The organism is Streptomyces sp. CB02980 (assembly GCF_014451325.2).
Classification (GTDB): Bacteria; Actinomycetota; Actinomycetes; order Streptomycetales; family Streptomycetaceae; genus Streptomyces.
In genome coordinates this window covers 86,218-106,957 of record NZ_JACSCH020000007.1, presented here as the reverse complement: position 1 = coordinate 106,957, position 20,740 = coordinate 86,218, and the positions used below count along the sequence as shown (strand labels likewise).

The 20,740-nt window shown below is 68.1% G+C and carries 17 protein-coding genes and 1 tRNA gene; 2 read left to right on the top strand and 16 right to left on the bottom strand.

The window, feature by feature from the left end:
* Nucleotides 1-10: 10 nt before the first annotated feature.
* From E0F75_RS16745 to E0F75_RS16700, 10 genes are all read right to left on the bottom strand, one after another.
* Nucleotides 11-3,910: a DNA-directed RNA polymerase subunit beta' gene (locus E0F75_RS16745; RefSeq protein WP_187623332.1), complete on the bottom strand. Its 3,900-nt coding sequence runs from the start codon at nt 3,908-3,910 to the stop codon at nt 11-13.
* Between the two features lie 107 nt (nt 3,911-4,017).
* The gene (gene rpoB / locus E0F75_RS16740) at nt 4,018-7,500 is read right to left on the bottom strand and encodes a DNA-directed RNA polymerase subunit beta (RefSeq protein WP_187623331.1); all 3,483 of its coding nucleotides are present in this window, start codon (nt 7,498-7,500) and stop codon (nt 4,018-4,020) included.
* A 549-nt stretch (nt 7,501-8,049) separates the two neighbouring features.
* Entirely contained in the window at nt 8,050-8,433 is a 384-nt protein-coding gene (gene rplL, locus E0F75_RS16735) for a 50S ribosomal protein L7/L12 (protein ID WP_030549848.1), read from the bottom strand.
* Nucleotides 8,434-8,542: 109 nt separating this feature from the next.
* Nucleotides 8,543-9,073, bottom strand: a complete 531-nt coding sequence (rplJ, locus tag E0F75_RS16730; RefSeq protein WP_030318714.1) for a 50S ribosomal protein L10 — start codon at nt 9,071-9,073, stop codon at nt 8,543-8,545.
* Nucleotides 9,074-9,322: 249 nt separating this feature from the next.
* Nucleotides 9,323-10,243 carry a hypothetical protein gene (locus E0F75_RS16725; RefSeq protein ID WP_187623330.1) on the bottom strand — a complete coding sequence of 307 codons (921 nt, stop codon included), beginning with the start codon at nt 10,241-10,243 and terminating at the stop codon, nt 9,323-9,325.
* A gap of 115 nt (nt 10,244-10,358) precedes the next feature.
* Nucleotides 10,359-11,087 (bottom strand): 50S ribosomal protein L1, encoded by a 729-nt coding sequence (gene rplA / locus E0F75_RS16720; protein ID WP_187623329.1) that lies wholly within the window; start codon nt 11,085-11,087, stop codon nt 10,359-10,361.
* Nucleotides 11,088-11,166: 79 nt separating this feature from the next.
* Nucleotides 11,167-11,601 carry a 50S ribosomal protein L11 gene (gene rplK / locus E0F75_RS16715; protein WP_187623328.1) on the bottom strand — a complete coding sequence of 145 codons (435 nt, stop codon included), beginning with the start codon at nt 11,599-11,601 and terminating at the stop codon, nt 11,167-11,169.
* Between the two features lie 158 nt (nt 11,602-11,759).
* Complete coding sequence (gene nusG, locus E0F75_RS16710; protein ID WP_187623327.1) at nt 11,760-12,698, bottom strand: transcription termination/antitermination protein NusG; 939 nt, start codon at nt 12,696-12,698, stop codon at nt 11,760-11,762.
* A gap of 44 nt (nt 12,699-12,742) precedes the next feature.
* A complete protein-coding gene (secE, locus tag E0F75_RS16705) occupies nt 12,743-13,030 on the bottom strand; it encodes a preprotein translocase subunit SecE (protein ID WP_030318724.1) in 288 nt (95 codons plus the stop codon).
* A gap of 103 nt (nt 13,031-13,133) precedes the next feature.
* Nucleotides 13,134-13,206 (bottom strand) — tRNA-Trp (locus E0F75_RS16700).
* 207 nt (nt 13,207-13,413) lie between these two features.
* Here E0F75_RS16700 and E0F75_RS16695 point away from each other — a divergent pair.
* Both E0F75_RS16695 and E0F75_RS16690 read left to right on the top strand, forming a co-directional pair.
* On the top strand, nt 13,414-14,640 hold the full coding sequence (locus E0F75_RS16695; protein ID WP_187623326.1) for a pyridoxal phosphate-dependent aminotransferase: 1,227 nt from the start codon (nt 13,414-13,416) through the stop codon (nt 14,638-14,640).
* Between the two features lie 118 nt (nt 14,641-14,758).
* The gene (locus E0F75_RS16690) at nt 14,759-15,790 is read left to right on the top strand and encodes an adenosine deaminase (RefSeq protein WP_187623325.1); all 1,032 of its coding nucleotides are present in this window, start codon (nt 14,759-14,761) and stop codon (nt 15,788-15,790) included.
* On the opposite strand, the gene E0F75_RS16685 is transcribed toward E0F75_RS16690, so the two are convergent.
* From E0F75_RS16685 to E0F75_RS16660, 6 genes are all read right to left on the bottom strand, one after another.
* Nucleotides 15,735-16,448 (bottom strand): hypothetical protein, encoded by a 714-nt coding sequence (locus E0F75_RS16685; RefSeq protein WP_187623324.1) that lies wholly within the window; start codon nt 16,446-16,448, stop codon nt 15,735-15,737. The genes E0F75_RS16690 and E0F75_RS16685 overlap by 56 nt on opposite strands.
* A gap of 41 nt (nt 16,449-16,489) precedes the next feature.
* Nucleotides 16,490-17,548: a UDP-N-acetylmuramate dehydrogenase gene (locus E0F75_RS16680; protein WP_229312704.1), complete on the bottom strand. Its 1,059-nt coding sequence runs from the start codon at nt 17,546-17,548 to the stop codon at nt 16,490-16,492.
* A 71-nt stretch (nt 17,549-17,619) separates the two neighbouring features.
* Nucleotides 17,620-19,065, bottom strand: coding sequence for an MFS transporter (locus E0F75_RS16675; RefSeq protein ID WP_187623322.1), 1,446 nt, complete (start codon nt 19,063-19,065; stop codon nt 17,620-17,622).
* A 106-nt stretch (nt 19,066-19,171) separates the two neighbouring features.
* Nucleotides 19,172-19,741, bottom strand: a complete 570-nt coding sequence (locus tag E0F75_RS16670) for a TetR/AcrR family transcriptional regulator (RefSeq protein ID WP_187623321.1) — start codon at nt 19,739-19,741, stop codon at nt 19,172-19,174.
* Nucleotides 19,742-19,837: 96 nt separating this feature from the next.
* Nucleotides 19,838-20,266 (bottom strand): MaoC family dehydratase, encoded by a 429-nt coding sequence (locus E0F75_RS16665; protein WP_187623320.1) that lies wholly within the window; start codon nt 20,264-20,266, stop codon nt 19,838-19,840.
* 2 nt (nt 20,267-20,268) lie between these two features.
* Nucleotides 20,269-20,721 carry a MaoC family dehydratase N-terminal domain-containing protein gene (locus E0F75_RS16660; protein WP_187623319.1) on the bottom strand — a complete coding sequence of 151 codons (453 nt, stop codon included), beginning with the start codon at nt 20,719-20,721 and terminating at the stop codon, nt 20,269-20,271.
* Nucleotides 20,722-20,740: the final 19 nt, after the last annotated feature.

Below are 20,740 nucleotides of genomic sequence, written 5' to 3'. Positions count from 1 at the left end.
AGCGACTCGCTTACTGGTTGTACGGACCGTAGTCGTAGTCCTCCAGCGGAACGGCCTGGCCGGAGCCCGAGCCGAACGGCGAGTAGTCGATGTCGTCGTAGCCGACGGCCGAGTACATCGCGGCCTTGGCCTCCTCGGTCGGCTCCACCCGGATGTTGCGGTAGCGGGACAGACCCGTACCGGCCGGGATGAGCTTACCGATGATGACGTTCTCCTTGAGGCCGATGAGGCTGTCGGACTTGGCGTTGATCGCCGCATCCGTCAGGACTCGGGTCGTCTCCTGGAAGGAGGCGGCCGACAGCCAGGATTCCGTCGCCAGCGAGGCCTTGGTGATACCCATCAGCTGCGGACGGCCGGAGGCGGGGTGACCGCCCTCGGTGACCACACGACGGTTCTCGGTCTCGAACTTCGAGCGCTCGACGAGCTCGCCCGGCAGCAGCTCCGCGTCGCCGGACTCGATGATCGTCACACGGCGCAGCATCTGCCGGATGATGATCTCGATGTGCTTGTCGTGGATCGACACGCCCTGCGAGTTGTAGACCTTCTGGACCTCGGCGACCAGGTGGATCTGGACCGCACGCTGACCCAGGATGCGCAGCACGTCGTGCGGGTTGGTGGCACCCACGGTGAGCTTCTGGCCCACCTCGACGTGGTCGCCCTCGCCCACGAGCAGACGGGCACGCTTCGAGATCGGGAACGCCGTCTCGTCGGTGCCGTCGTCCGGGGTGACGACGAGCTTCTTGGTCTTCTCGGTCTCCTCGATACGGACGCGGCCGGCCGCCTCCGAGATCGGGGCGACACCCTTGGGCTGACGAGCCTCGAAGAGCTCGACGACACGGGGCAGACCCTGGGTGATGTCGTCACCGGCCACACCACCGGTGTGGAAGGTACGCATCGTCAGCTGGGTACCGGGCTCACCGATGGACTGGGCGGCGATGATGCCGACCGCCTCACCGATGTCGACCAGCTTGCCGGTGGCGAGCGAACGGCCGTAGCAGAACGCACAGGTACCGACGGCGGACTCACAGGTCAGGACCGAGCGGGTCTTGACCTCCTCGACACCGGCGCCCACGAGGGCGTCGATGAGCACGTCACCCAGGTCGACGTTGGCCGGCGCGATGACCTTGCCGTCGACGACGACGTCCTCGGCGAGCATCCGCGCGTACACGGAGGTCTCGACGTCGTCCGTCTTGCGCAGGGCGCCGTCGGCGCCGCGCTCGGCGATCCGCAGCTTCAGACCGCGCTCGGTGCCACAGTCCTCCTCGCGGATGATCACGTCCTGCGAGACGTCCACCAGACGACGGGTCAGGTAACCCGAGTCGGCGGTACGCAGGGCGGTGTCCGCCAGACCCTTACGGGCACCGTGCGTGGAGATGAAGTACTCCAGAACGGTGAGGCCCTCACGGAAGGACGCCTTGATGGGACGCGGGATCGTCTCGTTCTTGGCGTTCGACACCAGACCACGCATACCGGCGATCTGACGCATCTGCATCATGTTTCCTCGGGCACCCGAGTCAACCATCATGAAGATGGGGTTCGTCTTCGGGAAGTTCGCGTTCATCGCCTCGGCAACCTCGTTGGTCGCCTTGGTCCAGATCGCGATGAGCTCCTGAGTGCGCTCTTCCTTCGTGATGAGACCGCGCTCGTACTGCTTCTGGACCTTCTCGTCCTGCTCCTCGTAGCCCTTGACGATGGCCTTCTTGGCCTCGGGCACGACGACGTCGGAGATGGCCACGGTGACACCGGAACGGGTCGCCCAGTAGAAGCCCGCCGCCTTCAGGTTGTCGAGCGTCGCCGCCACGATGACCTTGGGGTAGCGCTCGGCGAGGTCGTTGACGATCTCGGAGAGCTGCTTCTTGCCGACGGAGTAGTCGACGAACGGGTAGTCCTCGGGCAGCAGCTCGTTGAAGAGCGCGCGGCCCAGCGACGTACGCAGGCGGAACGAGTCACCCTGCTGCCACTCCGGCTCGCCCTCTTCGGTGACCGGGGGAACCCAGCCACGCGGAGCGACGGTGCCGACGGGGAAGCGGATGTCGATCTGCGACTGCAGCGCGAGCTCGCCGGCGTCGAACGCCATGACCGCCTCGGCCGTGGAGCCGAACGCGCGGCCCTCGCCCTTGGTGTCACGGAGCTCACCGTCGGTGGTCAGGAAGAACAGACCGAGGACCATGTCCTGGGTCGGCATCGTGACCGGACGGCCGTCGGCGGGCTTCAGGATGTTGTTCGAGGACAGCATCAGGATGCGGGCCTCGGCCTGCGCCTCCGCGGAGAGCGGCAGGTGCACGGCCATCTGGTCACCGTCGAAGTCCGCGTTGAACGCGGTGCAGACGAGCGGGTGGATCTGGATGGCCTTGCCCTCGACCAGCTGGGGCTCGAAGGCCTGGATGCCGAGGCGGTGCAGCGTGGGCGCACGGTTCAGCAGAACCGGGTGCTCGGCGATGACCTCTTCGAGGACGTCGTACACGACCGTGCGGCCGCGCTCGACCATCCGCTTGGCGCTCTTGATGTTCTGCGCGTGGTTCAGGTCGACCAGGCGCTTCATCACGAACGGCTTGAAGAGCTCCAGCGCCATGGCCTTCGGCAGACCACACTGGTGCAGCTTCAGCTGCGGACCGACGACGATGACGGAACGCGCGGAGTAGTCCACACGCTTGCCGAGCAGGTTCTGACGGAAACGACCCTGCTTGCCCTTCAGCATGTCGCTGAGGGACTTCAGCGGACGGTTGCCGGGGCCCGTGACCGGGCGACCACGACGGCCGTTGTCGAAGAGGGCGTCGACCGCCTCCTGGAGCATCCGCTTCTCGTTGTTCACGATGATCTCGGGGGCACCGAGGTCGAGCAGACGCTTCAGACGGTTGTTGCGGTTGATCACGCGGCGGTACAGGTCGTTCAGGTCGGAGGTCGCGAAGCGGCCACCGTCCAGCTGCACCATCGGACGCAGGTCCGGCGGGATGACCGGCACGCAGTCGAGAACCATGCCCTTGGGGCTGTTCGCGGTCTGCAGGAACGCGGAGACGACCTTGAGGCGCTTGAGCGCACGGGTCTTCTTCTGGCCCTTGCCGGTACGGATGATCTCGCGGAGGCGCTCGGCCTCCTCCTCCAGGTCGAAGGACTCGAGGCGCTTCTGCAGCGCCGCGGCACCCATCGAACCGTCGAAGTACGTGCCGAAGCGGTCACGCAGCTCGCGGTAGAGGAGCTCGTCGCCCTCCAGGTCCTGGACCTTGAGGTTCTTGAAGCGCGACCAGACCTCGTCCAGACGGTCGATCTCGCGCTGCGCACGGTCGCGCAGCTGCTTCATCTCGCGCTCGGCACCCTCGCGCACCTTGCGGCGCACGTCGGCCTTGGCGCCCTCGGCCTCGAGCTCGCCGAGGTCGTTCTCGAGCTTCTTGGCGCGGGCCTCCAGGTCGGAGTCGCGACGGTTCTCGATCTGCTGACGCTCGACGGAGACGTGCGCCTCCAGCGAGGGCAGGTCACGCGTACGACGCTCGTCGTCGACGAACGTGATCATGTACGCCGCGAAGTAGATGACCTTCTCGAGGTCCTTCGGGGCGAGGTCGAGCAGGTAGCCAAGACGCGACGGAACGCCCTTGAAGTACCAGATGTGGGTGACGGGAGCGGCGAGCTCGATGTGGCCCATCCGCTCACGGCGCACCTTCGCGCGGGTGACCTCGACGCCACACCGCTCACAGATGATGCCCTTGAAGCGGACACGCTTGTACTTGCCGCAGTAGCACTCCCAGTCCCGGGTCGGACCGAAGATCTTCTCGCAGAAGAGTCCGTCCTTCTCGGGCTTGAGCGTGCGGTAGTTGATGGTCTCCGGCTTCTTGACCTCGCCGTGGCTCCACTGACGGATGTCGTCAGCGGTGGCCAGACCGATCCGGAGCTCGTCGAAGAAGTTGACGTCGAGCACTATGCGTCAATCCCTCTCAGGGTTGTAAGGCTTGGGGTCTGATACGGGGGTCCTGGGGCCGGCCGGGAACTCAGCGGTGAAACGCCGAGTCCCCGACCGAACTCCCGTCAGACCTCTTCGACGCTGCTCGGCTCGCGCCGGGACAGGTCGATGCCGAGCTCCTCCGCTGCGCGGAAGACGTCCTCGTCGGTGTCGCGCATCTCGATGGACATGCCGTCCGAGGACAGCACCTCCACGTTGAGGCACAGGGACTGCATCTCCTTGATGAGCACCTTGAAGGACTCGGGGATGCCGGGCTCAGGGATGTTCTCGCCCTTGACGATGGCCTCGTAGACCTTCACGCGGCCGGTCACGTCGTCGGACTTGATCGTCAGCAGCTCCTGGAGGGCGTAAGCGGCGCCGTACGCCTCCAGCGCCCACACCTCCATCTCACCGAAGCGCTGGCCACCGAACTGGGCCTTACCACCCAGCGGCTGCTGGGTGATCATCGAGTACGGTCCGGTCGAACGCGCGTGGAGCTTGTCGTCGACCAGGTGGTGCAGCTTGAGGATGTACATGTAGCCGACCGAGACCGGCTCCGGGAACGGCTCGCCGGAGCGGCCGTCGAACAGCCTCGCCTTACCGGTCGGGAGCACCATGCGCTCGCCGTCGCGGTTCGGGATGGTGTGGTTCAGCAGACCCGCGAGCTCGTCCTCACGCGCACCGTCGAAGACCGGGGTGGCGACGTTGGTGCCGGGGGCGACCTTGTCGGCGCCGATCACCTGGAGGCGCTGCGCCCACTCGTCCGCGAGACCGGAGACGTCCCAGCCGCGGCTGGCGAGCCAGCCGAGGTGGATCTCCAGGACCTGTCCCGGGTTCATTCGGGACGGGACACCCAGCGGGTTGAGGATGATGTCGACCGGGGTGCCGTCCTCCAGGAACGGCATGTCCTCGATCGGCAGGATCTTCGAGATGACGCCCTTGTTGCCGTGACGGCCGGCGAGCTTGTCACCATCGGTGATCTTGCGCTTCTGGGCGACGTAGACGCGGACCAGCTGGTTCACGCCCGGGGGAAGCTCGTCGCCCTCCTCGCGGTCGAAGACGCGAACGCCGATGATCTTGCCGATCTCGCCGTGCGGCACCTTCAGCGAGGTGTCACGGACCTCACGGGCCTTCTCACCGAAGATCGCGCGGAGCAGGCGCTCCTCCGGGGTCAGCTCGGTCTCGCCCTTGGGCGTGACCTTGCCGACGAGGATGTCGCCGGCGACGACCTCGGCACCGATACGGATGATGCCGCGCTCGTCGAGGTCCGCGAGGACCTCCTCGGAGACGTTCGGGATGTCCCGGGTGATCTCCTCCGGGCCGAGCTTGGTGTCACGGGCGTCGACCTCGTGCTCCTCGATGTGGATCGAGGAGAGGACGTCGTCCTGCACGAGGCGCTGCGACAGGATGATCGCGTCCTCGTAGTTGTGACCCTCCCACGGCATGAACGCGACCAGCAGGTTCTTGCCGAGCGCCATCTCGCCGTCTTCGGTGGCGGGACCGTCGGCGAGGACCTGGCCCTCGATCACGCGGTCGCCCTCGTCGACGACGACCTTCTGGTTGACCGAGGTGCCCTGGTTCGAGCGCGAGAACTTGTGCAGGCGGTACGTGATGTACGTGCCGTCGTCGTTGGCGACGGTGACGTAGTCCGCGGAGAGCTCCTGGACGACACCGTCCTTCTCGGCCTTGAGCACGTCACCGGCGTCGGTGGCGCAGCGGTACTCCATGCCGGTGCCGACGAGCGGGGCCTCCGACTTGATCAGCGGCACCGCCTGACGCATCATGTTCGCGCCCATGAGGGCACGGTTGGCGTCGTCGTGCTCGAGGAACGGGATCATGGCGGTCGCGACCGACACCATCTGGCGCGGCGAGACGTCCATGTAGTCCACGTCCGACGGCTCGACGTAGTCGACCTCGCCACCACGCTTGCGAACCAGGACGCGGTTCTCGGTGAGCCGCAGTTCGTCGTCGAGCGCGGCGTTGGCCTGCGCGATGACGAAGCGGTCCTCCTCGTCGGCGGTGACGTAGTCGACATCGTCGGTGACCGTACCGTCGATGACCTTGCGGTACGGCGTCTCGATGAAGCCGAACGCGTTGACGCGGCCGTACGAGGCGAGCGAACCGATCAGACCGATGTTCGGGCCTTCGGGGGTCTCGATCGGGCACATGCGTCCGTAGTGGGACGGGTGCACGTCTCGGACCTCGAAGCCGGCCCGCTCACGGGACAGACCACCAGGGCCCAGCGCCGAGAGACGACGCTTGTGCGTCAGACCCGACAGCGGGTTGTTCTGGTCCATGAACTGGGACAGCTGGCTGGTGCCGAAGAACTCCTTGATGGAGGCGACGACCGGCCGGATGTTGATCAGGGTCTGCGGCGTGATCGCCTCGACGTCCTGGGTGGTCATGCGCTCACGCACGACGCGCTCCATACGAGCCAGACCCGTGCGGACCTGGTTCTGGATGAGCTCGCCGACGTTGCGCAGACGACGGTTGCCGAAGTGGTCGATGTCGTCGGTCTCGACGACGATCTCGTTGCCGTTCTCGCCGATCGTCTCGGTCTCGCCCGCGTGGAGCTTGACCAGGTACTTGATCGTGGCGATGACGTCGTCGGTGGTGAGCACGCCGGCGTCCAGCGGCTCGTCGGCGCCGAGCTTCTTGTTCACCTTGTAGCGGCCGACCTTGGCGAGGTCGTAGCGCTTCGGGTTGAAGTAGAGGTTCTCGAGCAGCGTCTGAGCGGCCTCACGGGTCGGCGGCTCGCCCGGACGCAGCTTGCGGTAGATGTCGAGCAGCGCGTCGTCCTGGCCCTGGGTGTGGTCCTTCTCCAGGGTGGCGCGCATGGACTCGTACTCGCCGAACTCCTGCAGGATCTGCTCGGTGGTCCAGCCGAGAGCCTTGAGGAGGACGGTGACGGACTGCTTGCGCTTGCGGTCGATGCGGACACCGACCAGGTCGCGCTTGTCGATCTCCATCTCCAGCCAGGCACCCCGGGACGGGATGATCTTGGCCGAGAAGATGTCCTTGTCGGACGTCTTGTCGATGGAGGAGTCGAAGTAGACACCCGGCGAACGGACCAGCTGCGACACCACGACACGCTCGGTGCCGTTGATGACGAAGGTGCCCTTGTTCGTCATGAGCGGGAAGTCGCCCATGAAGACCGTCTGGGACTTGATCTCGCCGGTCTCGTTGTTGGTGAACTCGGCGGTGACGAAGAGCGGGGCGCCGTACGTGAAGTCACGGTCCTTGCACTCGTCGATCGAGTTCTTCGGCGGCTCGAAGCGGTGGTCGCGGAAGGTCAGCGACATCGACCCGGAGAAGTCCTCGATCGGCGAGATCTCCTCGAAGATCTCTTCCAGGCCGGACTTCCTGGGGACGTCCTGTCCCGACTCAAGGGCAGCCTCGACGCGAGCCTTCCAGGCGGCGTTGCCGAGCAGCCAGTCAAAGCTCTCGGTCTGCAGCGCGAGGAGGTTCGGAACCTCGAGGGGCTCCCTGATCTTTGCAAAAGAGATGCGCAGCGGGGCGGTGCTTGCGCCGTTGTTCGTATTGGTCGAGGCGTTGCGCGAGGCGGCCAAGAGGGGGTCCTTCCGAGGGCTCGGACTCACTACGCGCGTACCGGTCCCCTGCATCGCTTCACGGCAGACTTTTCCTGATACGGCCAAAAGGCCAGTTCAGACGGGGTCGGTCCACGAAGCGGATGCGAAGGTATGCCCCTGGTGACGGGCAGGGGGCAGCTAACAGGCAGCGCAAAGGGTCAGTGTAGCCACTCGGCTCACTGATGTCCAGGGCGAATAATTCGCGACCCTCGTTGCTCTCAACTCCGCGGTACCTCGCGCCGTGCGGCGCACCTCGATACTGCCCGTTCAGTCGTCGATCCATGCCTCGGAAACGGATCGTTGTGACGACGCGTCCTGAGAATTGCGCGCTGCGTGCGGTTCGTCAAGGCCCCCCGGTCTGCGGGGCGCACGGCGAAGATCACCATACTCCGCTGCCGGCGGCCCTCGGGCCCGTCGCCACGCCCTTCCCGGGGAACGCCGAAAGGCGACCACCCAGAAGGGTGATCGCCTTTCGATGCCTCCGCGTTACACGGGGGCAGGAGTCAGCTTCAGCGACTCGAAACGGTCTTACTTGACCGTGACGGAGGCGCCGGCGGCCTTGAGGGACTCGGCAGCCTTCTCGGCGGCCTCCTTCGCGACCTTCTCGAGGACCGGCTTCGGGGTGCCGTCGACGAGGTCCTTGGCCTCCTTGAGGCCCAGGGAGGTGAGCTCACGCACGACCTTGATGACCTGGATCTTCTTGTCGCCGGCACCCTCGAGGATGACGTCGAACTCGTCCTGCTCGGCCTCGGGCTCGGCGGCAGCGCCACCCGCGGCGGGGCCGGCAACGGCGACGGCCGCGGCGGCGGTGACGTCGAACTTCTCCTCGAAGGCCTTCACGAACTCGGAGAGCTCGATGAGGGTCATCTCCTCGAACTGGGCGAGGAGGTCGTCCTGAGAGAGCTTCGCCATGATGGGCGATCCTTCCACTAATTCGGCAGGTGCCGGATGTATAGAGAGGCGGGCGTTACGGCCCGCTACGACCTGCGCCTAGGCGGCACAGATCATGACGCGAGCCGAATTACTCGGCACCGCCCTGCTCGGCGAGCTTGACGCGAAGCGCCTCCGCGGTGCGGACGAACTTCGACGGCAGCGCCTGCAGGAGCGAGGCAGTCTGGGACTGCTTGCCCTTGAACGCGCCGGCCAGCTTGCTGAGCAGAACCTCGCGGGACTCGAGGTCCGCGAGCTTCTTGAACTCGTCGGCGGACAGCGCCTTGCCATCAAGGACACCGCCCTTGATGACGAGGTTCGGGTTCTCCTTGGCGAAGTCACGCAGAGCCTTCGCCGACTCCACCGGGTCACCGGTGACGAAGGCGGCCGCGGTCGAACCAGCAAGCTGGTCGTCCAGCGCGGAGATGCCGGCCTGGTTGGCCGCAATCTTGGTCAGCGTGTTCTTCACCACGGCGTACTGGGCGTTCTCACCGAGCGAACGACGCAGCGTCTTCAGCTGCGCCACGGTGAGCCCCGTGTACGAGGTCAGCACGACGGCGTTCGAGCTGCGGAACTTGTCCTCAAGCTCGGCTACCGCGGCAGCCTTGTCGGGCCTTGCCATAGAGCGTCGGCCTCCTTCCGGGTGATGAGGACCGCTCAGAAGGGACTGACAAAACAAAACGCCCCGGGCGCAGGCGCTCGGGGCTCAGCTCAACCGCATCACGAGGATCCGGGAACTCATCCACAATCACCTGCGCGGGTCGTTCGCGTCGCAGCGAATCCTTCGGCCACCGCACCTTGACGGCACAGTGACGACCAGCGGTCTTTGGCTTCTTCGGAAGAGTACGCGACCGAGACGCCCGGGGGCAAATCAGACCTGTCCGCCCCCTGCGCCGAGGCCCTTCAGCATCTCGAAGAGGTCGACGGTGTCCTTGGCGGGCGGGGCCTGGACGGCGGCCTCGGCGCCGTAGTCGGAGAAGTGCATCCCCATCTTCACGGTGCCCTGCGCCGACTTCATGCCGATGTCCATCCGGGCCGGGTAGCCGTCCTCACGGACCCAGACCTCGGTGTCGTACGCCGTGATGCCGGCCTTCTTGACGCTCTCGACCAGGTCCGCGCGGTCCTTCTCGGACAGCACGTCCAGGGACTTGTTGGTGGCGACCATCTGCTCCAGGGTCAGCGTGCCCTTGTAGTGCTGGGTCTCGGCGCCGTCGACCTTCTCGGCACCGAGGTGCTTGAGGTTGGGCGAGTCGAGGAGCAGGGCCAGCTGCTTGGCCGGGTCCTGGTTCATGTTCTCCAGGCCGCCGGTCATCGACTTCGACAGGGCCTTGTCGCCGGAGGCCGCAGCGGCGGCCTGCATGTCGAGCTTCATCCAGCGCTTGCCGTCCATCTGCGCGGCCTGCCCGGCACCCATGTCCATGTACATGACGTTGCCGAGCATGATCATGCGCATCGTGTCGGGGCCGCCGGCGTTGGCCGCGCCCAGCATCGAGCCCTTGACGGTGATGTCCATGACGGTCGGGTCCCAGCCCTGGACACCGGTCATCTCCACGGTGCCGCCGCCTTCGAGACCGGTCGGCAGGTCCATCGTCATCCGGATCTTCGCGGACTTGGCGGCCGAGGTCTTCTCGTAGGCGGTCCGGATGATCTTCGTGATGTCGCCGAGGCTCTGCGTCTGCGCCTTGTCCGCGCCCGCGGCCTTCCCGTCCCCGTCCTGACACCCCGCGACTCCGGTGACGACGGCCACGGCCGTCACGGCGACCCCCGCGCGCTTCCATACGGACACGTTCATCTGTTCCCCCACCCCTTGGACAGCTTCGTACGGTCCCTCGCACCGTAACAAAAAGCCGGCCCCGCACCTCCGAAGAGGTGCGGGGCCGACTGACCACTCAGTGAGCCGGAAGGGCTCAGACCGCGGCCGGGTCCTCCTCGACGAGGAGGTTGCGGGTGCGGTTCGAGTCCAGCGGGATGCCGGGGCCCATCGTCGTCGTGATGGTCGCCTTCTTGATGTAGCGACCCTTCGCGGCGGACGGCTTCAGACGAAGGATCTCGTCCAGGGCCGCGGCGTAGTTCTCGACCAGCTTCGTCTCATCGAAGGAGACCTTGCCGATGATGAAGTGCAGGTTCGAGTGCTTGTCGACGCGGAACTCGATCTTGCCGCCCTTGATCTCGTTGACAGCCTTGGCGACATCGGGGGTGACGGTGCCGACCTTGGGGTTCGGCATGAGACCACGCGGGCCGAGGACGCGGCCGAGGCGGCCGACCTTGCCCATGAGGTCCGGGGTGGCCACAACGGCGTCGAACTCGTTCAGGCGGTTGCCCTTGGAGATCTCGTCGATGAGCTCGTCGGAGCCGACGATGTCGGCGCCCGCGGCGATCGCGGCCTCGGCACGGTCACCGGTCGCGAAGACCAGGACCCGGGCGGTCTTGCCGGTGCCGTGCGGAAGGTTCACGGTGCCACGGACCATCTGGTCGGCCTTGCGCGGGTCGACGCCCAGGCGGAAGGCGACCTCGACGGTGCCGTCGAACTTCGTGCTGGAGGTGTCCTTGGCGAGACGGACGGCCTCGAGAGGAGCGTAGAGCTTCTCGCTGTCGATCTTGGCGTCCGCTGCGCGGAGGGTCTTGCTGCGCTTCACTGCTTCTCCTGTTGGTTCAGGTGTGGAGTCGTGGTGCGGGCCGGCGCTGGCCCTACCACTAGGTCACGAGGGGGGGTGATCAGCCCTCGACCGTGATGCCCATGGAACGGGCGGTGCCAGCGATGATCTTGGACGCGGCGTCCAGGTCGTTGGCGTTCAGGTCGGGGAGCTTGACCGTGGCGATCTCGCGGACCTGGGCAGCCGTGAGCTTGGCGACCTTGGTCTTGTGCGGCTCGCCGGAGCCCTTGTCCACACCAGCGGCCTTGAGGATCAGCCTGGCGGCCGGCGGAGTCTTGGTGATGAAGGTGAAGGAGCGGTCGTCGTAGACCGTGATCTCCACCGGCACGACCATGCCACGCTGCGACTCGGTCGCGGCGTTGTAGGCCTTGCAGAACTCCATGATGTTGACGCCGTGCTGGCCCAGCGCGGGACCGACCGGCGGGGCCGGGTTGGCCGCACCAGCGTTGATCTGGAGCTTGATAAGCCCCGTGACCTTCTTCTTCTTGGGAGGCATTGCTCTCTCCGGGTCCTAGTGAGAGTGTTCAGCCCGCCATCCGGTCATCCGGATGGAGGCATACCGCACAACGATAACGGGTATAGGCGCGCGGCCAAAAACCGAGCAGGTCAGAGCGGCTGCAAGAGCCACTCTGACCTGGTCGGAAACTTGTGAGATCAGTTCTTCTGGATCTGGTCGAAGCTGAGCTCGACCGGGGTCTCGCGACCGAAGATCTCGACGAGGCCCTTGACCTTCTTCGAGTCGGGGTTGATCTCGTTGATGGTCGCCTGGAGGGTGGCGAAGGGGCCGTCGGTGACGGTGACCGAGTCGCCGACCTCGAAGTCCAGCACCTGGACCTCCAGCTTGCGGGCCGGAGCCGGCTTGCCCTCGGCCTCGGCGGCCTCGCGGGCGGCCTTCTCCTCGGCCTCCGGGGCGAGCATCTTGACGATCTCGTCCAGGGTCAGCGGGTACGGGTCGTAGGCGTTGCCCACGAAGCCGGTGACGCCGGGGGTGTTGCGGACGACGCCCCAGGACTCGTTCGTCAGGTCCATGCGGACGAGAACGTAGCCGGGAAGCTTGTTCTGCTTGACGTTCTTCCGCTCGCCGCCCTTGATCTGGACGATCTCTTCCTCGGGGACCTCGGCCTGGTAGATGAAGTCCTCGACGTTGAGCGAGACGGCACGCTGCTCGAGGTTGGCCTTCACACGCTTCTCGTAGCCCGCGTAGGTGTGGATGACGTACCACTCGCCGGGCAGGGTGCGCAGCTCCTCGCGGAGCGCGGCGACCGGGTCGACCGGGGCGGCCGGCTCGGCCTCCTCCTCGGTCTCTTCCTCGGCGTCCTCGACCTCGTCGGCGACGGACTCGTCGTCCTCGTCACCTTCAGCGACGGACTCGTCGTCCTCGGCGTCGGACTCGTCGTCCTCGGCGTCAGCGTCCTCGTCGGACTCCGCCTCGTCCTGGTCCTCGTCCTCGACCTGGAGAGCGGCTTCCTCGGCGGCCTCGCCGGCAACGTCGTCAGCAGCGTCTGCCTGGTCCTCGTCGGCGGCCTCGACGATGTCCAGCTCGTCCTCGACGGACTCGGACTCGAAGGCGTCGTTCAGGTTCGCGTCAGACACGGTGGCTGCTTCTTCCTGCGATACAGATGGGGTGGAACAAAAAGTCAGCCGAAGACGTACTTGACTGCTTCCTGGAAGCCATAGTCAATCACGGTGACAAGGCCGATCATGATGACGACGAAGACAATCACCACGGTGGTGTACGTCGAAAGCTGGCTGCGCGTGGGCCAGACGACCTTGCGGAGCTCGGCGACGATCTGTCGGTAGAAGAGCGCGAGACGGCCCAGGGGGCCCTTCTTTCCGCGCTTGCCGCCCTTGCGGGACTTCTTCTTCGACTCGGAGGCCTCGTCATCGGCATCAGGCATGTCGATGGAGCCTACGGCGTCCGTCACGATCTCTCACCTGATTCCGGGTCGGCCGTGCCGCGCCCGGGTGGAGCCGCACGGCGGTGCAATGAAGTACGTACATGCGCACAACACCTGGCGGTGTGTGTAGCAGGGCCGGAGGGACTTGAACCCCCAACCGCCGGTTTTGGAGACCGGTGCTCTACCAATTGAGCTACGACCCTTTGTTGGTGTCCCTCAACGTACCGCATCGTGAGATGTGGTTGCTGCGGGCCAACGAGGAGTGAGCATACGTGGTCAGGGGCCCCCACGTCGAACAGAAACCACGACCGGCCTGCCGTCGGACGCGCGTACGACCGGGAATGACCGTTCCTGTCCGGTCCGTGAAACCTGTGTGCCGGGCCTTGATGAGGTCTGGGACGATGGGCCGTATGAGCGCTGCTACCCCTCCCACCGAGCGTCGGGTCTCCGCCCGGATCGGTGCGATCTCCGAGTCCGCCACCCTCGCCGTCGACGCCAAGGCCAAGGCCCTCAAGGCCGCCGGGCGCCCGGTGATCGGTTTCGGCGCGGGTGAGCCCGACTTCCCGACCCCGGACTACATCGTCGACGCGGCCATCGAGGCCTGCAAGAACCCGAAGTACCACCGCTACACGCCGGCCGGCGGTCTGCCGGAGCTGAAGGCCGCCATCGCCGCCAAGACGCTGCGCGACTCCGGCTACGAGGTCGAAGCCTCCCAGATCCTGGTGACCAACGGCGGCAAGCAGGCGATCTACGAGGCGTTCGCCGCGATCCTCGACCCGGGCGACGAGGTCATCGTCCCGGCGCCGTACTGGACGACGTACCCGGAGTCGATCCGCCTCGCGGGCGGTGTCCCGGTGGAGGTCGTGGCCGACGAGACCACCGGCTACCGGGTGTCGGTGGAGCAGCTGGAGGCGGCCCGTACGGAGCGGACCAAGGTCGTCCTCTTCGTCTCGCCGTCCAACCCGACCGGCGCGGTGTACACCGAGGCCGACGCCGAGGCGATCGGCCGCTGGGCCGTCGAGCACGGCCTGTGGGTCCTCACCGACGAGATCTACGAGCACCTCGTCTACGGGGACGCGAAGTTCACCTCGCTGCCGGCGATCGTCCCCGAGCTGCGCGACAAGTGCATCGTGGTCAACGGTGTCGCGAAGACGTACGCGATGACGGGCTGGCGCGTCGGGTGGATCGTGGGCCCGAAGGACGTCGTGAAGGCCGCGACGAACCTGCAGTCGCACGCCACGTCCAACGTGAGCAACGTGGCGCAGATCGCCGCCCTCGCCGCCGTCTCGGGCAACCTGGACGCCGTCGCGGAGATGCGGACCGCCTTCGACCGTCGCCGCCAGACGATCGTGCGGATGCTCAACGAGATCGAGGGCGTGTACTGCCCGACGCCGGAGGGCGCGTTCTACGCGTACCCCTCGGTGAAGGCCCTGCTCGGCAAGGAGATCCGCGGCAAGCGCCCGCAGACCTCCGTCGAGCTGGCCGCCCTGATCCTGGACGAGGCCGAGGTCGCGGTCGTCCCGGGCGAGGCCTTCGGCACGCCGGGCTACCTGCGCCTGTCGTACGCGCTGGGTGACGAGGACCTGGTGGAGGGCGTGTCCCGCCTGCAGAAGCTCCTCGCCGAGGCGACGGACTGATCGCACTCCTCGCGGGCCCCCGGTTCTTCGGAGCCGGGGGCCCGTTTTTGCGTTCTAGCAAGGTCCCGATCGGGGAAACGGGGTGCCTTCGTCCATTCGGGTGCGGCAGGATCAGCCAATGGAGCACGTTTACCGCGATCTCACCCAGCTGCCCAAGGCCCATCTGCACCTGCACTTCACCGGTTCGATGCGGCCCACCACCCTGATCGAGCTGGCCGACAAGTACGGCGTGCACCTTCCCGAGGCGCTGAGCAGTGGTACGCCTCCGAAGCTGCGGGCGACCGACGAGCGCGGCTGGTTCCGCTTCCAGCGGCTGTACGACATCGCCCGCTCCTGCCTGCGCACTCCCGAGGACATCCAGCGGCTCGTCCGCGAGGCGGCCCAGGAGGACGTCCGGGACGGCTCCGGCTGGCTGGAGATCCAGGTCGACCCCACCTCGTACGCCCCGCACCTCGGCGGACTCATCCCTGCCCTGGAGATCATCCTCGACGCGGTCGACGCGGCCTCGCGGGAGACCGGGCTCGGGATGCGGGTGCTCGTCGCGGCGAACCGGATGAAGCACCCCCTGGAGGCGCGGACGCTCGCCCGGCTCGCCGTGCGGTTCGCGGGCCGGGGCGTGGTCGGCTTCGGGCTCTCCAACGACGAGCGGCGCGGCCTGGCGCGGGACTTCGACCGGGCCTTCGCCATCGCGCGCGAGGGCGGCCTGCTCGCGGCCCCGCACGGCGGCGAACTGACGGGTCCGGCGTCCGTACGGGACTGTCTGGACGATCTGCGGGCGTCCCGGGTCGGCCACGGAGTCCGGTCCGCCGAGGACCCGCGACTGCTGCGCAAGCTCGCGGAGCGGGGGGTGACCTGTGAGGTCTGCCCGGCGTCCAACGTGGCCCTCGGGGTGTACGAGAAGCACGAGGACGTCCCGCTGCGGACGCTCTTCGAGGCGGGGGTCCCGATGGCCCTCGGCGCGGACGACCCCCTGCTCTTCGGCTCCCGCCTGGCGGCGCAGTACGAGATCGCCCGCAGGCACCACGGCTTCACGGACCCGGAACTGGCGGAACTGGCCCGGCAGTCGGTCCGCGGCTCGGCGGCGCCGGAGGACATCAGGGAGAAGCTGCTGTCCGGGATCGACGACTGGCTGGCCGTCCCGGTGGGGTGAAGCGGTGCAGCGGGGGCCGGGCCTGGAAGCCGATGTCCACCTCGGTGAGGTCCCGTCCGGAGGCGGGCTGCTCCAGGAACGGGGTCAGCGAGGCGAGCAGGACGTCGTGGCCCTTCGGAGCCCGCTCGTGCAGCGGCCCGTGTCCCGCCGCGACGGCGAGCTCCCCTGCGGCGGCGCAGAGCACGTCCCGGTCGCCGAAGAGGAAGAGCGTGCGGGCGTGCACGGCGGGCCGGAGCCGTCCGGCGACCCGCTCGGGGGCCGCTTCCCAGGCGGCGGCGCGGTCGGCGGTGCGCCGCTCGTCGGTACGGAGGGTCAGCGGCCGCCCGTCGCGGAGCCGGCCGCGCAGCGCGGGCCATGCGGAGGGGCGCAGGCCACCGGTGTCCCGGTGGGCGAGGACGAGGTCGACGGGGGTGCCCGGCGCGTAGGCGCGCGGCAGGCTGTCGCGCAGCGGGACGTGGACGAGCGTGTGCCGGGAGAACGCGGCGAAGGAGAAGAGCGCGGCGAGCCGGGCGAGGCCGTCGTGGTCGCCGACGAGATAGCCCCAGCGGTCGTGGAGGGGCGAGTTGACCGTGGTGTGCCGCAACGGGGGCCACGGCCGGACGACCCGGTGCTCGCGCTCCCCCGCGCGGATCCGGTACTCCCGGGCCTTGAGACGCATCCCGAAAGACTGCGGCCCCGCGCGGGTCCCGCACAAACGTTTTAGAGGCTGACGCCGACCGTCACGGGCTCGTTGACCAGCGTGATCCCGAACGCCTCGTGGACCCCGGCGACGACCTCACGGGCCAGCGCGAGCAGGTCCTCGGTGGTCGCCTCGCCCCGGTTGGTCAGCGCGAGCGTGTGCTTGGTGGAGATCCGCGCGGGCCCGGAGCCGTACCCCTTGGTGAACCCGGCCTTGTCGATCAGCCAGGCGGCGGAGGTCTTCACGGCGCCGTCGCCGCCCGCGGGGAAGGCCGGCGGGGTGACGTCCGCGCCGAGGCGCCCGGCCACGCGCGTGAGGAAGGTCTCGTACTCCCCCGCCGTGAGGATCGGGTTGGTGAAGAAGGAGCCCGCGGACCAGGTGTCGTGGTCCGCCGGGTCCAGGACCATGCCCTTGCCGGCGCGCAGCCGCAGGACGGTCTCGCGGGCCTGCGCGAGCGGCACCCGGTCGCCCGCCCCGACGCCGAGGGCGCGGGCGGTCTCGGCGTACTTGATCGGCGCGGACAGGCCGTCCGCGTCCTCCAGCTCGAAGCGGACCCGCAGCACCACGTACCGGTCGGGGTGGTCCTTGAAGAGGCTGTGGCGGTACGAGAAGGCGCACTCGGCGTTGGTGAGGGTGACGGTCTCCTCGGCGCGCCGGTCGTAGGCGACGACCTCGGTCACGGTGGCGGAGACGTCCTGCCCGTACGCGCCGACGTTCTGGATCGGGGTCGCGCCGGCCGAGCCGGGGATGCCGGCCAGGCACTCGATCCCGGCGAGCCCGGCCTCGACGGTGCGGGCGACGGCGTCCGTCCAGACCTCACCGGCGGCGAGCTCCAGCCTCGTCCCGTCGAGGGCGAAGCCCGTGGTCGCGATCCGCAGGGCGGTGCCGTCGAAGCCCTTGTCGCCGATGACGAGGTTGGACCCGCCGCCGATGATCAGCAGCGGCGTCCCCGTGGCGTCGGCCTCGCGAACGGCCGCGACCACCTCGTCGTCCGTGGTGGCGGTGACGAGCCGGGTCGCGGGACCGCCGAGCCGGAAGGTGGTCAGGGGCGCGAGGGGGGCGTCGAGAAGAGGCTGCACGGGCTCAAGGGTACGGGGCCGTCCCGGCCGGGAGACGTTTCGTCTCCCGGCCGGGACGGCGCGGGGGCCGTTCACACGGCGACCAGGTCCTTCTCCCCGGCCTCCGCCTCGGTCGCCCCCTCCGCCTTCCGCCGGGCCTCCTGGCGCCGCGACGGCGCGAACAGCACCGCCACCGCGCCGAGGGCCACCGCCCCGGCGCCGACCCACAGCGCGGGCAGCAGGCCGTCGACGAAGCTCTGGCCGGACTCGTAGCCGCCCTGGGCGGCGAAGATCGAGGCCATCACGGCGACGCCGAGCGCGCCGCCGACCTCGCGCAGCGCGTTGTTGGCGCCGGAGGCGATGCCCTGCTCGGACGGGCGGACGCTGGACATCACCAGGTTGGCCGCCGGTGCGAAGTACAGCGCCATGCCGATGCCGCTCACGACGAGGGCGGGGAGCTGGGCGGCGTACGAGGCGTCGGGGGTCAGGACGAGCGCGAACCAGGCGAGGCCGATCGCCTGGAGGGCGAGGCCCGCGGCGACGACCGGGCGGCCGCCGACGCGGTCGGAGAGGGCGCCCGCGAGCGGCGCGACGATCATCGGCATACCGGTCCAGGGCAGCATCCGCAGCCCGGCCTCGGTGGGCGAGTAGCCGAGGACGCCCTGCATGTACTGGCTGAGCAGGAAGATCGAGCCGAACATGCCGAGGAACATCAGCAGGCTGGCCGCGTTGATCCCGGCGAAGGCGCGGTTGCGGAAAAGCCGCATGGGCAGCATCGGCGCCTTGGCGCGTATGCCGTGGTGGATGAATCCGCCGATGAGCGCGGTGCCGGCGATCAGTCCGGTGAGGACGGTCAGGGAGGTCCAGCCGTCGATCGGGCCGCGGATCAGCCCGTACACGATGCCGAAGAGGCCGCCGCTGGCGAGGAGCGTGCCGGCGATGTCGAGGCGGGCGCCGGTGCCGTGCGACTCGGCGAGGCGCAGCCGGGCGAGCGGCAGCAGGGCGAGGCCGAGCGGGACGTTCAGCCAGAAGATCCACTGCCAGGAGAGGTGCTCGGTGAGGACGCCGCCGATGAGGGGGCCCGAGGCGACGGCGAGTCCCTGGACGGCGCCCCAGATGCCGAAGGCCATGCCGCGCTTGGCGGCCGGGACGGCCGCGGTGAGCAGGGTGAGCGTGAGCGGCATCATGATCGCGGCGCCGACGCCCTGGACGGCGCGGGCGGCGATCAGCGCGTCGATGCCGGGGGCGAGGGCGGCCGCGGCGGAGGCGCCGGTGAAGACGGTGAGTCCGACGAGGAAGAGGCGGCGGCGGCCGAAGCGGTCGCCGAGGGCCGCGCCGAACATCAGCAGGACGGCGAACGTGAGGGTGTACGCGCTCACCGTCCATTCGAGGTCGTGCAGTGCTCCGCCCAGGTCCTCGCGGATCGAGGGGAGGGCGGTGGTGACGACGAGGTTGTCGAGGGCCGCCATGAAGCCGGCGGCGCTGGTGATGACGAGTGCCCAGGCGGCGGAACCGCGGCGGGCTGCTGGCTGGTTCATTACTGCCCCTCAGATCTCAGGTTAGTTATTACTGACTAACTTTCGTGCCCATGAGTCGCCCGTCGTGTTCATGAAGGGCCGGGACGCGCGAAGGCGGGCGGCGGCGCTACTCCTCCGGACCGCCGGGGCGCCGGACGGAGGGGTAGAACCCCTCCCAGACCCGGTGCTCGGGCGGAAAGCCCATGGCGACGAGGGTGTTGATGAGCATCCCGTACGCCAGGAAGGTCGTGGTCTCGTCGGCGTCGGCGCCGAGCGCGAGGTGGACGGTCTCCCAGAGCGTCGTCCAGCCGGCCCGCACGGCCTCGCCGAACTCGTGGTCACCGGCCGCCTCGGCGGCGGCGACGGTCACGTACACCTGCATCTGCATGAGGAGCCGGTCGGGGTCCTCGGTGATGATCCGGGTGTACGCGGAGGCCATGGCGTGGAGGGCCTCCTGGCCGGTCAGCCCCTCCGAGGCCTTCTCGAAGACACGGATCGTGTCGCTGATGCAGCGCTCGGATGCGGCCAGGAAGATGGCCTTCTTGCCCGGGAAGAGCCGGAAGAGGTACGGCTGCGAGACGCCGACGCGCTTGGCGATCGCCTCGGTGGACGTGCCGTAATAGCCGCCGCGGCTGAACTCGCTCATCGCCGCGCGAATGACGCTCTCGCGCCGCTCCTCCGCACTCATCCTGACCATGTGAACCAAGTTAGTGCTCACTCACTAACTTGGCAAGCGGAAAGGGTGGGCGGCCGCTCTCCGCGGCCGCCCACCCCTGTTCTGCGATCGGTGCGACTACGCGAGCCGGACCACGGCCCGGGACATGCCCAGGACCTTCTGGCCCGCGCACATCGCGGTCAGGTCGACCCGTACCTGCTGGTCGTCCAGCTTGGCGGCGACCTTGGCGCTGACCTCGATCAGCGCACCGGTCTCGTCGTTGGGGACGACGACGGGCTTGGTGAAGCGGACGCCGTACTCGACGACGGCGGCGGGGTCGCCGGCCCAGTCGGTGACGACGCGGATCGCCTCGGCCATGGTGAACATGCCGTGGGCGATGACGTCGGGGAGGCCGACCTCCACCGCGAACTTCTCGTTCCAGTGGATGGGATTGAAGTCCCCGGAGGCGCCGGCGTACCGGACGAGTGTGGCGCGGGTCACGGGAAAGGTCTGCGCGGGCAGCTCGGTGCCGACCTCGACCTCGTCGTAGGCGATCTTCGCGGTCATGGTCAGGCCCCCTCGGGTGCGCGGGAGACGAGCTTCGTCCAGGCGGTCACGACGTGCTCGCCGGACTCGTCGTGGACCTCGCCGCGGATGTCCAGGATGTCGTTGCCCGCGAGGGACTTGATCGCCTCGATGGTGGAGGTGACCGACAGCCGGTCCCCGGCGCGCACCGGCCGCGTGTAGACGAACTTCTGGTCGCCGTGGACGACCCGGCTGTAGTCGAGACCCAGCTGGGGGTCCTCGACGACCGCGCCGGCCGCCTTGAACGTGATGGCGAACACGAACGTCGGCGGAGCGATCACATCGGGGTGCCCGAGTTCCTTGGCCGCTTCCTGGTCGACGTAGGCGGGATTCGCGTCTCCGATCGCCTCGGCGAACTCGCGGATCTTCTCGCGGCCGACCTCGTAGGCCGGAGTGGGCGGATAGGTCCGGCCCACGAAGGACTGGTCGAGCGCCATGGACTCGATACCTCCTGGA